Origin of the sequence: Weeksella sp. HMSC059D05, assembly GCF_001809725.1 — a bacterium.
GTDB classification, from domain to species: domain Bacteria; phylum Bacteroidota; class Bacteroidia; order Flavobacteriales; family Weeksellaceae; genus Weeksella; species Weeksella virosa.
In genome coordinates, this window is sequence record NZ_KV798550.1 from 140,112 (window position 1) to 154,352 (window position 14,241).

Annotated in this window: 11 protein-coding genes; 4 read left to right on the top strand and 7 right to left on the bottom strand. The window is 36.8% G+C overall.

Annotation, left to right across the window (positions count from 1 at the left end; translation table 11 throughout):
* Nucleotides 1-174: 174 nt before the first annotated feature.
* From HMPREF2660_RS10285 to HMPREF2660_RS11010, 4 genes are all read right to left on the bottom strand, one after another.
* Entirely contained in the window at nt 175-915 is a 741-nt protein-coding gene (locus HMPREF2660_RS10285) for a hypothetical protein (RefSeq protein WP_141743593.1), read from the bottom strand.
* A 281-nt stretch (nt 916-1,196) separates the two neighbouring features.
* A complete protein-coding gene (gene dnaK / locus HMPREF2660_RS10290; RefSeq protein WP_070487063.1) occupies nt 1,197-3,101 on the bottom strand; it encodes a molecular chaperone DnaK in 1,905 nt (634 codons plus the stop codon).
* 298 nt (nt 3,102-3,399) lie between these two features.
* Nucleotides 3,400-3,735 (bottom strand): hypothetical protein, encoded by a 336-nt coding sequence (locus HMPREF2660_RS10830; RefSeq protein ID WP_013598504.1) that lies wholly within the window; start codon nt 3,733-3,735, stop codon nt 3,400-3,402.
* Between the two features lie 74 nt (nt 3,736-3,809).
* Entirely contained in the window at nt 3,810-3,953 is a 144-nt protein-coding gene (locus HMPREF2660_RS11010; protein WP_168160810.1) for a hypothetical protein, read from the bottom strand.
* 114 nt (nt 3,954-4,067) lie between these two features.
* On the opposite strand from HMPREF2660_RS11010, the gene HMPREF2660_RS10300 reads away from it, so the two are divergent.
* Nucleotides 4,068-5,681 carry a M1 family metallopeptidase gene (locus tag HMPREF2660_RS10300; RefSeq protein WP_255356451.1) on the top strand — a complete coding sequence of 538 codons (1,614 nt, stop codon included), beginning with the start codon at nt 4,068-4,070 and terminating at the stop codon, nt 5,679-5,681.
* Between the two features lie 96 nt (nt 5,682-5,777).
* Here the strand turns inward: HMPREF2660_RS10300 and guaB are convergent, their stop codons facing one another.
* Nucleotides 5,778-7,238: an IMP dehydrogenase gene (gene guaB, locus HMPREF2660_RS10305; RefSeq protein WP_070487067.1), complete on the bottom strand. Its 1,461-nt coding sequence runs from the start codon at nt 7,236-7,238 to the stop codon at nt 5,778-5,780.
* Between the two features lie 126 nt (nt 7,239-7,364).
* Here guaB and HMPREF2660_RS10310 point away from each other — a divergent pair, with 126 nt between their 5' ends.
* From HMPREF2660_RS10310 to HMPREF2660_RS10320, 3 genes are all read left to right on the top strand, one after another.
* Nucleotides 7,365-10,988, top strand: coding sequence for a DUF2723 domain-containing protein (locus HMPREF2660_RS10310; protein WP_070487069.1), 3,624 nt, complete (start codon nt 7,365-7,367; stop codon nt 10,986-10,988).
* 205 nt (nt 10,989-11,193) lie between these two features.
* Nucleotides 11,194-11,703, top strand: coding sequence for a hypothetical protein (locus tag HMPREF2660_RS10315; RefSeq protein WP_013598508.1), 510 nt, complete (start codon nt 11,194-11,196; stop codon nt 11,701-11,703).
* 98 nt (nt 11,704-11,801) lie between these two features.
* The gene (locus HMPREF2660_RS10320; RefSeq protein ID WP_013598509.1) at nt 11,802-12,341 is read left to right on the top strand and encodes a hypothetical protein; all 540 of its coding nucleotides are present in this window, start codon (nt 11,802-11,804) and stop codon (nt 12,339-12,341) included.
* A 62-nt stretch (nt 12,342-12,403) separates the two neighbouring features.
* Here HMPREF2660_RS10320 and HMPREF2660_RS10325 read toward each other — a convergent pair whose 3' ends face one another.
* Nucleotides 12,404-13,615 carry an FtsX-like permease family protein gene (locus HMPREF2660_RS10325; RefSeq protein ID WP_070487071.1) on the bottom strand — a complete coding sequence of 404 codons (1,212 nt, stop codon included), beginning with the start codon at nt 13,613-13,615 and terminating at the stop codon, nt 12,404-12,406.
* A complete protein-coding gene (locus HMPREF2660_RS10330; protein WP_013598511.1) occupies nt 13,599-14,240 on the bottom strand; it encodes an ATP-binding cassette domain-containing protein in 642 nt (213 codons plus the stop codon). Before HMPREF2660_RS10330 ends, HMPREF2660_RS10325 begins: the two co-directional genes overlap by 17 nt.
* Nucleotide 14,241: the final 1 nt, after the last annotated feature.

The following is a 14,241-nucleotide window of genomic DNA, read 5'->3' on the forward strand; positions in this document are numbered from 1 at the left end:
ATAGATTAGATGAAAATATTGTTGAAAACCGAAGCGTTGAACATGCTATAAGCTAAAAAAAGAATCCTAAATTTTCTAAACCATTTATGGATAATAAATTGCTCTATAATTCATAAGAAAACAAACAATCAGTGCATTTAGTTTATGGCACTGATTGTTTGTTTATATATTACGTTAATTTCCTTGCCCAATTACAAGTTTTTCAACAGCCATACAAATTCTTATTTGATAATTGCCTGGTGAAGCTTGGCTTCTGAACATATAACCATTAAAACGAAATGTGTCGCCGTTATCTATTATTAGAAGTTCTTGAAATACTTTATATCCAAGTGGAGTCTCATTCAAATTTCTTGTAAATCTACTCCATCTATTTGCAGGTGTGCCCATATTGTCTTGTTCTTCATTGTCATCATGTGCGACTCCTGCGATCGACCAAGAGTTGTACCGATAGGGTGTTGAAATTTTTTTGAATCGAAAATAATTTCCTTCAGAAGAAGACCATGCTGCATAACTAGATCGCCACCAACTAAATTCATAATCCCCTAATTTTAGCCTCACTCCACCATCCGCTTGTCTTAAGTCTACAATCTCTTGTGGAGTAAATGGTTTACTACACATAGATACCGATCTCACATTGAGGTCCTCACCATCAGTGTCTACTGGATCGACGTCCTCCATATAGCCCAATACACCGTTGTCGTCTGCCACAACGGTACGAGTTGCCGTAAACTTGGTCTTTTTTGTTGAGTCTCCGTTATAAATAGCGTTTTCTTGTTGGTTTTTGGGTAATTCCTGAATTCTTATTGTACCTTTTACATCAAGAGTTTCAGAGGGTTTTTCTGTGTTAACCCCAACCTGAGAGTAGGCATTTAGTGATAAAGTTATCATGCCAAGCGATAGAATTCTTCGAGTCATAATAATTATTTTTATATAGTGGTTTATCAGTTGTATTGCACATAAAATTCTTTTAAAAGATTGTTTTAGAGCAAATTATGTGGCAATATAATTACATTTAAATATAAAACAAAAAAAATAAGTAATTTTTTTTTAGATTATTTAGTAAAAACTAGATGTATTAATAGGTTTCGCATAAGTAGAAAACAAATAAGAAAAACCAGAAAAGTTTATATATGAAAAAAACCGCTGTAAATGTTTACAGCGGTTTTTTAATTATTGTTGTGTGATTTAGTTACTAATTATTTCACTTCTTCAAACTCAACATCTTGTACGTCATCATCGGTGTTGTTCCCTTGTTCAGGATTTGGTGTTCCGGCTTGTCCGCTCGCACCTTGTCCCTCGTTCATGGCAGCGTACATTTCTTGTGAAGCTTCGTTCCAAGCACTATTTAGTTTCTCCATAGAAGCATCAATGGCTGCGATGTCTTGACTTGAGTGTGCAGACTTCACTTCGGCTAAAGCATCTTCGATTGGCTGTTTTTTGTCTGCAGGTAATTTGTCACCGTATTCTTTCAACTGTTTTTCAGTTTGGAAAATAAGGGCATCAGCTGCATTTATTTTTTCAACTTTTTCTTTGGCTTCAGCATCTTTGGCAGCATTTTCTTGCGCTTCTTTTTTCATGCGTTCGATGTCTGCCTCGCTAAGCCCAGAAGACGCTTCGATTTTGATGGTTTGCTCTTTTCCTGTTCCTTTGTCTTTCGCAGAAACATTCAAGATACCATTCGCATCAATATCAAAAGTAACTTCTATCTGTGGTACACCGCGTGGAGCAGGTGGAATGTCTGTTAAATCGAAACGACCAATTTCTTTGTTATCGTTAAACATAGGACGCTCACCTTGCCCAACTCGTAAGGTAACAGCTGGTTGATTGTCTGCTGCTGTTGAGAACGTTTCTGATTTTTTGGTTGGGATAGTTGTATTGGCTTCGATTAGTTTTGTAAATACACCACCCAAAGTTTCGATACCCAAAGAAAGTGGAGTTACGTCTAATAAAAGTACATCTTTTACATCACCAGTTAATACACCTCCCTGGATGGCAGCACCAATAGCAACTACTTCGTCTGGGTTAACTCCTTTTGAAGGTTTTTTACCAAAGAACTTTTCTACTTCTTCCTGGATTTTTGGGATACGAGTAGAACCCCCTACCAAGATAACTTCGTCGATGTCTGAGGTTGATAAACCTGCATCATCCAATGCTTTTTTACAAGGGTCCATAGATCGACGAACTAAATCGTCTGTTAATTGTTCGAATTTTGCACGAGTCAATGTTTGTACCAAGTGTTTTGGCCCTGTCTCATTAGCGGTGATATATGGTAAATTGATCTCTGTTTGAGCAGAAGACGATAACTCTATTTTTGCTTTCTCTGCTGCTTCACGTAGTCGTTGCAGTGCCATTGCATCTTTCATTAGGTCTACGCCTTCAGTATTTTTGAATTCTGAGGCTAGCCAGTTGATAATTGCATCGTCAAAATCGTCTCCACCCAAGTGAGTATCACCATTGGTAGATAATACCTCGAAGACTCCATCGCCCAACTCTAGGATAGAGATATCAAAAGTACCACCACCTAAGTCGTAAACAGCAATTTTTTTGTCGCTGTGTGCTTTATCCAAACCATAGGCCAATGCAGCAGCAGTTGGTTCGTTGATGATTCGTTCCACTTTTAGGCCTGCAATTTCTCCTGCTTCTTTGGTTGCCTGACGCTGTGCATCGTTAAAGTAAGCGGGTACAGTAATTACCGCACGAGTTACTTCTTGCCCAAGATAATCCTCGGCAGTTTTTTTCATTTTCTGAAGGATCATTGCCGATATCTCTTGTGGAGTATAATTACGCCCGTCGATATCTACGACAGGTGTGTCGTTGTTTCCTTTCACAACTTTGTACGGTACACGATCAATTTCCGATTGGTCGTTTACGAATTTTGTTCCCATAAATCGTTTGATAGAATAGATGGTATTGTGTGGGTTGGTTACAGCCTGACGTTTTGCTGCATCACCAACTTTTATTTCACCACCTTCTACAAAAGCTACAATCGATGGGGTTGTTCTTTTTCCTTCTGCATTTGGGATAACTGTAGGATCAGACCCTTCCATTACAGAAACACATGAATTGGTTGTTCCTAAATCAATTCCTATAATTTTGCTCATATCGTTTTTTTTTATGGTTAATACTTGAATAATGCTGTAAAATTGTTTTTTCAGTCTTATTTAGTCAATCTTTATGCCAACGCAATTATTACAATATTATCTTATTGATAAACTGACAAAGTGTCATTTTTTTTAACTATTGAGTAAATATAAGTCTCCAGAATCGTCTAATTGTCAAGTTTTACTTTTTGCATAAATAATATTGGCGCAGATTGGTATTGTTGATAACATTTTCTCTAATTTGTTTGTTGTAGATAAATACTAAGTCTGAAAAGTAAGTGTAAGAATTGATGAAGAATTATAAGTTATTATTTTCTGTTTTGTGGATTTTTTCTTCAGACTCTAGTTGCTTTAGTACGATTTCTAAAACATTTTTCTGAGATAAATATTTATCCTGCAAACTACTTTCTTCGCCCATTTGCTGATAATATTTCAGTGCTTTTTTGGCAAACTGTATTTGTAGGTTATTCGATAAGGTCGGGAGCTGCGGAAAACGTTGGTGAAAAATCATTTCAGTATATGCTTGCCATTCTCGTTCACTTCGTTCTTCGATTGGCTCTTTTCCACTTCTTTGATACAAATGCAGAATTTCGTGCATCAATAAATTGGCAACAAGCCGATAATCAAAATACAAAATGTTGTTCGGTATACGAATCGTAAAACCTTTTTCCTTAGAACCTTCAGCAGTTAAGAGAATAGAATTATTGCTTATTTCATCCCGAAAAGTAATATCTCCTTTAGTAACGGATGCTGTAAATCATAGTGTTTCATCAAAAAATAAACACCTTCTTTGGTTTTTTGCTCTTTTCTATATTGCGCTAATTGCTCAACAATCTCCGAATAGTTTTTCATGTCCAATTTCTAAAAAAGTCTGTCAAAACTTTTCAATAGTTTGATAAGCTTCGATACTTTGGTTATTTTTATCGTTTTAAATATACTAATATGCGGTTTGTTTATATATATTTTTTGAGTTTTTTATTGTTCTCGATCTCTACAGAAGCTCAGATTTTTCAATCCACAAAAGACTTCAGTCGACAAGATACCTTACGTGGGAGCAATACCGAGTATAGAAATTGGTGGGACGTTCAACATTATTCTATTTCTGTGGAAGCCAATTTTGATACGAAATTTATTCAAGGTGAAACACAAATCGAGTTTTTGATTACCGAGGATAATAAAGGTAAATTGATGCAAATAGATTTACAACCACCTATGAAGATCACCAAAGCTTGGTTAGATAATCAAGAAATTTCTATTGCTCAACGAGAAGGAAATGTGTACTTCTTTTCCGTAGGAAATTTATCCAAAGGCAACATTCACCGATTGAATTTAGCCTACGAAGGAAACCCGAAAATTGCCGTAAAAGCTCCGTGGGATGGCGGATGGATTTTTACCAAGGACCAGAAAAATAGACCATGGATGTCGGTTGCTGTACAAGGTTTGGGGGCGAGTGCTTGGTTCCCAAACAAAGATTATCAAGGAGATGAACCCGATCGTGGAATAGAGCTCAAAATTATTACTCCGAGAGATATGATTGGGGTAGGAAATGGTCGCCTAAAAAGCTCGACAAAAGAAAATGGTAAAAACGCTTTTGTGTGGGAAGTGAAAAATCCGATCAATAATTATAATATCATCCCATCAATTGGGCATTATGTGCAGTTCCAAGATCACTATATGGGAGAAAAAGGAAAACTCGATTTAGATTACTATGTATTGGATTATAACCTGAAAAAAGCAAAAAAACAATTCGAACAAAATAAAAGTATGTTGGCTTGTTTCGAGCATTGGTTTGGTCCGTATCCTTTCTACGAAGATTCGTACAAAGTAATCGAGGCACCACATTTGGGGATGGAACATCAGAGTGGAATTGCGTATGGAAATCAATACAATAATGGTTATTTAGGTGGTGATGTGTCGGGAACTGGGCATGGTCTTTTGTGGGATTTTATCATCATTCACGAAGCCGGACACGAATGGTTCGGGAATAGCATTACCGCAAACGATGTAGCTGATATGTGGGTGCACGAAGCGTTTACGTCTTATGCAGAAACTTTGTATACCGAATGTCAGCAAGGAAAAAAAGCAGCCGATGAATACAACATTGGGATACGACAAAACATTGTAAATAGTAAACCAATAGTTGGGGTCTACGGCGTGCAACAGGAGGGTAGTGCCGATATGTATTATAAGGGGGCGAACATGTTGCATACTTTGCGAACATGGCTCGATAACGACTCGCTCTTTAGAGAAATTCTGCGAGGCTTAAATCGAGATTTTTATCACCAAACCGTAGACGGAAGTGAAGTGGAAAATTATATCGCTAAAAAATCTGGGTTGGATTTGAATGTTTTTTTTGATCAATATTTGCGTTCTATAAATGTTCCTACCTTAGAAATTAAACAAAATAACAATCAAATAACGTATCGATATACTTCTGTTTTACCAAACTTTACTATGCCATTGCGATTAGAAAACGGTCAGGTAATTTATCCTACCGAAAAATTTAAAATATTCGAAGGTAAGCCAGAGGATTTTAGAATTCTATCGACGTACTATATTTACTACAAACAAGAGGAATAATTGCAGTAGAGAAAGTTTGATGGTTTACTAACAAAAAACTCTCATCTTTGACTTTGTAGTTTGGATGAGAGTTTTCGGTATAATGTGAGAATTTGATTAATTAGAATAATTCGGTGCTTCTTTGGTAATTATCACATCGTGCGGATGACTTTCATTGAGGCCTGCATTGGTAATACGAACCAGTTTACCATTGTTAATTAGGTCATCAATAGTCGCAGTACCGCAATAGCCCATCCCGGCACGTAACCCACCACAAAGTTGATAGACAACTTCTTGGATAGATCCTTTGAAAGGTACGCGCCCTTCGATGCCTTCTGGTACTAATTTCTTAGTATCCGATTGGAAGTATCGATCTTTCGACCCTCTTCGCATTGCAGCCAAAGATCCCATACCTTGGTAGGTTTTGAACTTTCTACCTTGATAAATAATTTCTTCGCCAGGCGCTTCTTCAGTACCAGCAAAAAGACTTCCGAGCATCACAACATTTGCGCCCGATGCAATGGCCTTTACAATGTCGCCAGAAAGTTTTATACCACCATCACCGATTACCGATACATTTCTTGTTTTGGCATACTCGTGTACATCATAGATAGCCGAAAGTTGAGGAACGCCTACACCGGCAACAACGCGTGTAGTGCAGATAGATCCTGGGCCAACCCCAACTTTTAGGGCGTTGGCTCCCGCATCGATGAGTGCTTTTGCAGCTGCAGCAGTAACGATATTACCGCCAACAATATCCAATTCTGGAAAGGCATGGCGTACTTCTCTTACTTTGTCGATAACTCCTTTCGAGTGCCCGTGAGCAGAATCCAAGGCAATAACATCTACACCTTTGTCTACCAAGGCTTGTACACGTTCTAAGGTTTCTTGTCCGACACCCACACCAGCACCAACGCGTAAACGACCTTGTGAGTCTTTGTTTGCATTTGGATACTCGCTTAGATTGTCGATATCTTTGATTGTTATCAGGCCGATTAATTTATTGTTATCATCAACAATAGGTAGTTTTTCTATTCTGTTACGGAGTAAAATTTCTTTCGCTTTGTCTAGGTCGGTATTAATATCGGACGTTATGATATTCTCTTTAGTCATCACATCTTCTACCAATTGATCCATGTTTTTCTGGTAGCGGATATCTCGGTTGGTGATAATTCCTACCAAAAATCTGTCTTCTTCGATAACTGGTAGACCAGAAATGCTGTATTGCATCATCAGTTCTTCGGCATCGCTTAGTTTATGATGTCTGCTTAGCGTAATCGGATTGGCAATCATTCCATTTTCAGAGCGTTTTACTCTATCTACTTGTACTGCCTGTTCGGCAATTGTCATGTTTTTATGAATGAAAGAAAGACCACCTTCGCGTGCAAGCGCTATGGCTAATTTCGATTCAGACACAGTGTCCATCGCAGCTGAAACAATAGGGATGTTGAGCTGGATTTTCTCGGTTAATCGGGTTTGTAAAGAAACTTGATTCGGTAGGATTTCGGAGTATGATGGAACTAAAAGTACATCATCAAAAGTAAATCCTGTCTGGATAATTTTATCAGATAAAGGCATTGCTTTTTGCCAAGCAAATTTAAAATAAATCTATGAAATATCAAATTTTTAAATTAAAACTATTATCGAAGAAGTGATTAACAAAAAAATAGTAATTTCGCAAGGTCATAACAATTGATTAGGAAAATGAAATTGAAATTCAAAGATTGGAATAATTATCTAGGGTGGGCAATATTTTTGGTTGCCTCTATTGTATATTTATCGACGATAGAGCGCTCTCTAAGTTTATGGGATTGTGGTGAGTACATTGTCTCATCTGCCAAATTGGGTGTTACACACGCACCAGGAGCTGCTTTTTTTCAATTGTTAGGGGCTGTTTGGTCGTTATTTGCATTCGGGCAAGGAGATAAGTATGCTTTGATTATCAATGCATCTTCTGCTATCTATAGCGCAATTACCATTATGTTGTTGTTTTGGACGATCACTTTTTTTGTCAGAAAACTAATGCATGGTTCGATAGACAATACCAAGTCTGTTAATGAAATTATCTTGACAAAACCGCAACAAATTATTACATTAGGTGCAGGACTTGTCGGTGCCTCTGTATTTATGTTTTCGGATACATTTTGGTTTTCTGCTGTAGAAGGCGAAGTGTATGCAATGGCATCTATGTTTACGGCACTAATTATTTGGTTAGGAATAAAGTGGGATGCAGATGCAGATTCATCAAGAGGCGATAAGTGGTTGGTGCTTATTTCTTTGGTTATTGGTTTGTCTATTGGTGTTCATTTAATGGTGATTCTAGCCATCCCGGTAGTGTGCTATTTATACTATGCACGCAAGTACACTGTGACCATAAAAAATTTTATTATAGGAAATATCATCACACTTTTAGTACTGATTTTTGCCTTCAAAATAATTTTCCCATTTACCATGAAGCTGTATGGTAAAGTAGAAATATTTACTGTTAATAGTTTAGGATTACCTTTTCATTCGGGGACATTTGTTACTACACTTCTACTGGTAGGATTATTTGGTTTCTTCCTGAAAACTTCGCGCCAATACAAATGGAAAACAGTCAACACAGCATTGTGGTGTGTGATTTTTATGTTGGTAGGGTTTACATCTTGGTTAGTAATCCCGATTCGTGCCAATGCCAATCCACACATGAATCTGAATGATCCTGATACAGCCTTGGGCATGTTAGACTATTTCAATCGTGTACAGTACGGAGATTGGCCAACAACCTATGGCCCCGTTTATACAGCGCATATTGCCTCTGATGGTATAGAGCGAGATAGCAACGGTGATTATGCTTTCAAGGTTACTGGAGCAGAATACATCAAGGATAATCGTATTGGGAAATATGTAAAAGTAGCCGACCGAAGAGATTATATCTATAATGATAAATATGTAAAGTTTTTTCCGAAAATGTTCGATTCTAAAGCGGAAAGTATGGAGAATTATGCAGCAATGTATGGTTTCCCAGAATTCTCTTTGAATACGAGTTTCTTTACCAATTATGAAGATGACGAACAAACGAAAGCACAAAAAAGACAATATGCAGAGAAGGTGTATAATGATCTAATCACCAAAAAAGTAAACGGACAACTGAAAGTGGCTGACCTCAAAAAATATAACGAACTACTCAATATAGAACCACCAACTTTTGGTCAACAGTTGAACTACTTCTTAGACTTCCAGATCAATTATATGTTTATTCGCTACCTGATGTGGAACTTCTCGGGCCGACAAAACGACCTAGAAGGACATTTCGAAGCTGTTCGTGGAAATTGGGTTTCTGGAATTCCTTTTATAGACTCTATGCGAATCGGGGACCAAACTACCTTACCAGCCGATTATAAAAATGATGGACACAATGTCTATTACATGTTGCCGCTTATATTAGGTTTGATAGGATTTGTTATTCAGTTCAATAGAAACTTTGTCCATTGGTGGTCGATTTTAGCATTATTTATTATAACCAGTGTCGGAATTATTTTTTATACCAGTGTAAAACCTTTCGAACCTCGCGAGCGTGATTATGCCTTGGTTTCTTCTTTTTATGCTTTTGCGATTTGGGTCGGGATCGGTGTGTATGCCATCTTCTTAATGATAGAAAAACTAAAGAAACAAGCTCTTTCGTCTTCTGTAGCGATAGCTATTTCTGTAATCTGTATGGGAGTTCCTATTTTGATGGGGTTTCAGAATTGGGATGATCACGATCGGTCAGAGCGCTCTGTTGCACACGATTTGGCCTACAATTATTTAATCGGATTGGATAAAAACTCGATTCTGTTTGTTTACGGCGATAATGACACATATCCTCTATGGGGCTTGCAAGAAACCGAACTATTCCGCGACGATGTGAAAATTGCTAACCTTACTTTAGCAAATTCACCTTGGAATCTAGAGCAACTTCTACGTAAAACCTACAATGCAGAAGGCTTACCAACAAACCTCAAATATTCTGACTTCCAAAGCGGAACAAACGATAATATATTTGTAGTAGATGGTTCTATAAAAAACCTATTCGATGAATTAAACTCCTATCTAAAAGAAGGGATTACTCTAGAAGCATTAAGTCAAATGTCGATAGACGAGGCACAAAGCAAGATGGTCGATGAGCGCATCGATGCATCGCAAATTTTGGCTGTATACAATTCATTGAAAGAGGTTGAAAAATATGTAACTCAAGATTCGATGACCGCAAAAGAAGCAATCGACTTTATATTGGATAATAAAAATCCTGCAAAAAAAGCCTTGGCCGATTATTTTGGCTATCCAGTAGGTGCTGTGAATTTCTTGCCTGTAAGTAAAATTGTGGTTCCGGTAAACAAAGAAAATGTACTGAAGTATGGTATCGTAAGCCCTAAACAAAAAAATCAAATTGTAGATCAAATAGAGATTAATCTAAACTCAAGAACACTATACAAAGCCGATTTGATGATGCTGTCTTTGCTTGCAAACTATAAGTGGGATCGTGCAATGTATTTCAGTGGAGGTGGCGTGTATGATCCGAGTAGTATTTTCTATTTGCAAGATTATTTGCAGCATGCAGGATTGTCCTATAAATTTGTGCCTATCTATAAAAAATTCGGAGAAGGCGGAGTTGTAGGCTCTTCTGATGTAGATGCAATGCTGAAAACTTTCCAGCTTTATCGATGGGGAGGTTTGAGTAATCCCGACGCATCATTCAGTCAGAACGAACGCAATTATACATCCTCATTTAGGAATGTTGCCATTCGTCTGGCAGAAGACTTGATAAAAGAAGGACGGAATGCAGAAGCCAAAAAAGTTTTGGATAAAGTGATGAAAGAAATCCCAGCTTGGCCACAATATAATGTAGGCTCAGGTGTCTCTAGAATTGCTTCTGTATACGCACATTTGGGCGAAACAACCAAAGCAAATGAATTATTTACCTACGCCAAGAAGAATCTAGAAGCCAATAAAACTTATCTCGAAAAACTAAAACAACAAGGAATAAGTGGGGTGCTAAGTGAGTTGGCTAGCGTGAAGAATGATCTAATGATGGTAAATTATAATGAAATTAATGGTTTGGCTTCTGCTGGAAAAAAAGAACAGGCCATGATAAAATTCAAAGAACTATATTTACCCAAAAAACTAGCTTTTCTCAAACAGTATAACTCCTTTATGACCGATCAACGAATCGACGAAACTGAGCAAGAAATTATTGTAAAACAATTCAATGAAATCAATGAATTGCTAGGCTTAATTCATGATGTTGATACTGCTTATGCTCAAAAAGAACAAAATGAGTTGTACCAAACGGTTGCTCCTGAAGATTAATTGTTAATCTAAATAATAGTTCTAAGGACCTTTTATGGGTCCTTTTTTTATATCTAATATTTGACATAATTGTTAACGGTATAGTGTTGATGTTCAGTTGGTTGTGATTTTTCGAGTAAATATTTTGATAGAGATTTAACTTTTTGGCACGTAGTTTGGAAATATTGTCTACAGAAATAATAGAAAAAACATAAATTAAATAATTATGAAAAAGTTAGTATTAGCAACAGCAGTTGCAGTTTTTGGAGTTGTAGGTTTACAAGCACAATCAACAGGTTTCGAAGCAGGTGTACATGTAGGTATTCCGGTAGGAGACGTTAGCGATGCATCAAACTTCAATATCGGTTTAGACGTTGCTTATCTTTATCCAGTAGCTCAAAACTTCAGATTAGGATTAGCTTCAGGGTACGATCACTTCGTTGGAAAAGATAATGTAGACGATTTCGGATTTATTCCGTTGGCTGCATCAGCAAAATTTACCCCAACACAAAACTTTTTTGTGGGAGCAGACTTAGGGTATGCATTTGCTACCAATGATGGTATGGATGGAGGCTTTTACTACCAACCAAAAGTAGGATATAGTGGAGCATTAGTAGACGTGTACGGATTCTACAAAGGAGTTTCCGGAACCAACAAATACGAGGTATTGGGAGTAGAATATAAAAACGACTGGAACATCGGTTCTGTAGGTTTAGGAGTTGCTTATAAATTCTAATAAATTAACCATAAATTATAAGAAAAAGAGTAGTTTTGTAACTGCTCTTTTTTTGTGGTATTTTTTTTGCTACAATAAATTAAAATATATCAAATTTTATGAAGAAAATAGTTTTAGGTATAGCTCTTTCTTTCGGAGCTGCATTCAATGTTCAAGCGCAAGAAGGCTTAGAAGTAGGAGTACACTTAGGGTTTCCGGTGGGTGATATCTCAAAAACTCATTCATTTGCTATCGGTGCAGATGCTGCATACCGCGTAGAAGTAATCGATAACCTGAAGGTCGGTGGAGCCGTTGCATTTGATCACTTTGTCGGAAAAGATGTTGCGAAAAACATAAACGGAAACGGAAAAGATAAGTATGCAAATGTGACATATTTGCCATTGGCAGCTTCGGCAACGTATAATTTTACAGACGAATTTTTTGCAGGTTTAGATTTAGGATATGCCGCTTCCTTAAGTAGTGATTGGGATGGAGGATTCTATGCACAACCAAGAATCGGATATAATTTTGACCGTTTTGCGTTTTCTGGCTTCTTTAAATCAATCTCGAGCAAAGAAAAATATGTATACGAAGGAACAAATTTCGTAAACAAAACTACTGCAGGTGTAATTGGAATTGGTGCGGCGTATAAATTCTAATCAAGAAATATCATATAAAAAACTCAAAAAGGTTCGGACATCGTTCAGAACCTTTTTTTATTTTAGGATACAATTGTTTTTCGGATAGAATAGCTCAAATATAGACTATTAATAACCAGTAAGAGTAACATCAAACCAAAACCAATCAATACAACTTCGATAAAGTTAGAATTACTATTGATATTCAATTCGTTGAGCTTTGCATAGATACTTCTTACCGAAAACCAAACCGCCAACAATGCGATCACAAAAGTCAATAAAAGACTAAAAATAGTATACGATACATAGGGGCGAATCAATTGTTGTGGCGAATAACCAATGTAGTGTAGGTCGCGCAGCTTTTCTTTGTTTTTTTCTACAATCAACTGAAAGTTAATGATCAATAACCAAATCGAAGCAACGACGATTAACAACCCAATTAGTAGTGTCACCGAGAATCCTATTTTTAGATAAAATAAAATTTCATTATTCTTCAGTTCGTCCCGGTTAATATCATATTCTTTTTGTTCTAAAAAAGGCAAAGCCTTAGAACCGCTAAGCGCATTTGTTTCGATAATCAAACGAGAAGATGGTGTGTTTTTTTGGTCGGTTTGATAATGTGTATTTGCCCACTCTAAAAAATTATCCGGCACCAAAATCGTATTGATTTTAGTGGTGAAATCGATAATTTTAGCCTGATAAAGTTGTTGATTTTCTCCTTTTCCTAAAAGAAGTTGAAACGGAATTTGTTTGAATAAACCTTCCGAAACCTGTGGTAATCCTTGACTGCTCGCAAAACCAAAATTGTATAAATTGAGATAATTTTTGGGTAGAATGATCGGAATATAAGCGTCGCCTTCTTTCCATTGCCAACGCTCGTTATCGACTTCTAGAAAAGAGTTCGGTATTGATTCTAAAAACAAATCAGTCGAAAAACCTCTGATACCAGCCACGCCACTAATCTGCAATTTTACCGGAAATTGACTGCTTCTGAAAATTCCTAACTGCTTTACGAATTCTTGTGATTTCAGTTCGTTGATTTCTCTCTCATCAAAAGTATTTTGCTTTCTGGTCAATGTGTTGATTGCAGAAACTTTTTTACTGATGATAAGATAATTCCCTTTCCATAAAGCAGAATCGTCTTTTAGCTTGGGTGATAAATCCAAATATAGATGACTAGCAAGCAGGATAATATAAAACCCAATGATCGAAAAAAATAGAAATGAAAATAATCGAACAAAACTAAGGTTTTTTCTGAATAGTTTGTCGAGTAAAATACTAGAGTGTAACCGCATGTTGTATTCGTTTATCGTTGATAGGATGTAAAGTTGTCAGAATAATTCCTGCATTTTGTTGTAGACTTTCTTCGAAAATAATATCCAATAAAACTTGTGAATTTTCAGTATCTAGATGGCTAAAAGGTTCGTCGAGCAATAGAAAATCAAAAGGCTGGCATAGTGCTCTCACAACAGCAATTCGTTGTCGTTGACCATAAGAAAGATGTGCTGCTTTTTGGTATAAATGTTTCGAAAGTCCAACGCGATCGATCCAGTTTTCTATTTTTTCTTTGGTGCTAAAGTTAGTCAAATTGTTTTTTAATAAGATATTTTCCATCAAAGTCAATTCTTCAAACAAATGTAGTCCCTGGAAAACATACGCCAAGCGTGTATTTCTTTCATGTGTCCAACGCGAAACCGAGAAATCCCGAATATCTTGCTCATCAAACCAAACCCGCCCGGTGTAATCTTTTCTGATGCCGTATAAAATATTAATCAAAGTAGACTTTCCGACACCCGAAGGAGCGATAATTTGGTAATGATTTTCTTTTTCGAATTCGTAAGTTTTATCCCAAATCATAGAATCATCAAAACCAAAAGTCTCTAAAGGCTTTGGGATTAATCGATCAATTTTTATTTTCATT

Bases quoted from the DNA above. Each gene is read 5' to 3' on its own strand.
- HMPREF2660_RS10330 (WP_013598511.1), bottom strand. From the start codon at position 14,240: ATGAAAATAAAAATTGATCGATTAATCCCAAAGCCTTTAGAGACTTTT.
- HMPREF2660_RS10285 (WP_141743593.1), bottom strand. From the start codon at position 915: ATGACTCGAAGAATTCTATCGCTTGGCATGATAACTTTATCACTAAAT.
- HMPREF2660_RS10320 (WP_013598509.1), top strand. From the start codon at position 11,802: ATGAAGAAAATAGTTTTAGGTATAGCTCTTTCTTTCGGAGCTGCATTC.
- HMPREF2660_RS10310 (WP_070487069.1), top strand. From the start codon at position 7,365: ATGAAATTGAAATTCAAAGATTGGAATAATTATCTAGGGTGGGCAATA.
- HMPREF2660_RS10315 (WP_013598508.1), top strand. From the start codon at position 11,194: ATGAAAAAGTTAGTATTAGCAACAGCAGTTGCAGTTTTTGGAGTTGTA.
- HMPREF2660_RS10325 (WP_070487071.1), bottom strand. From the start codon at position 13,615: ATGCGGTTACACTCTAGTATTTTACTCGACAAACTATTCAGAAAAAAC.
- dnaK (WP_070487063.1), bottom strand. From the start codon at position 3,101: ATGAGCAAAATTATAGGAATTGATTTAGGAACAACCAATTCATGTGTT.
- HMPREF2660_RS11010 (WP_168160810.1), bottom strand. From the start codon at position 3,953: ATGAAAAACTATTCGGAGATTGTTGAGCAATTAGCGCAATATAGAAAA.
- guaB (WP_070487067.1), bottom strand. From the start codon at position 7,238: ATGCCTTTATCTGATAAAATTATCCAGACAGGATTTACTTTTGATGAT.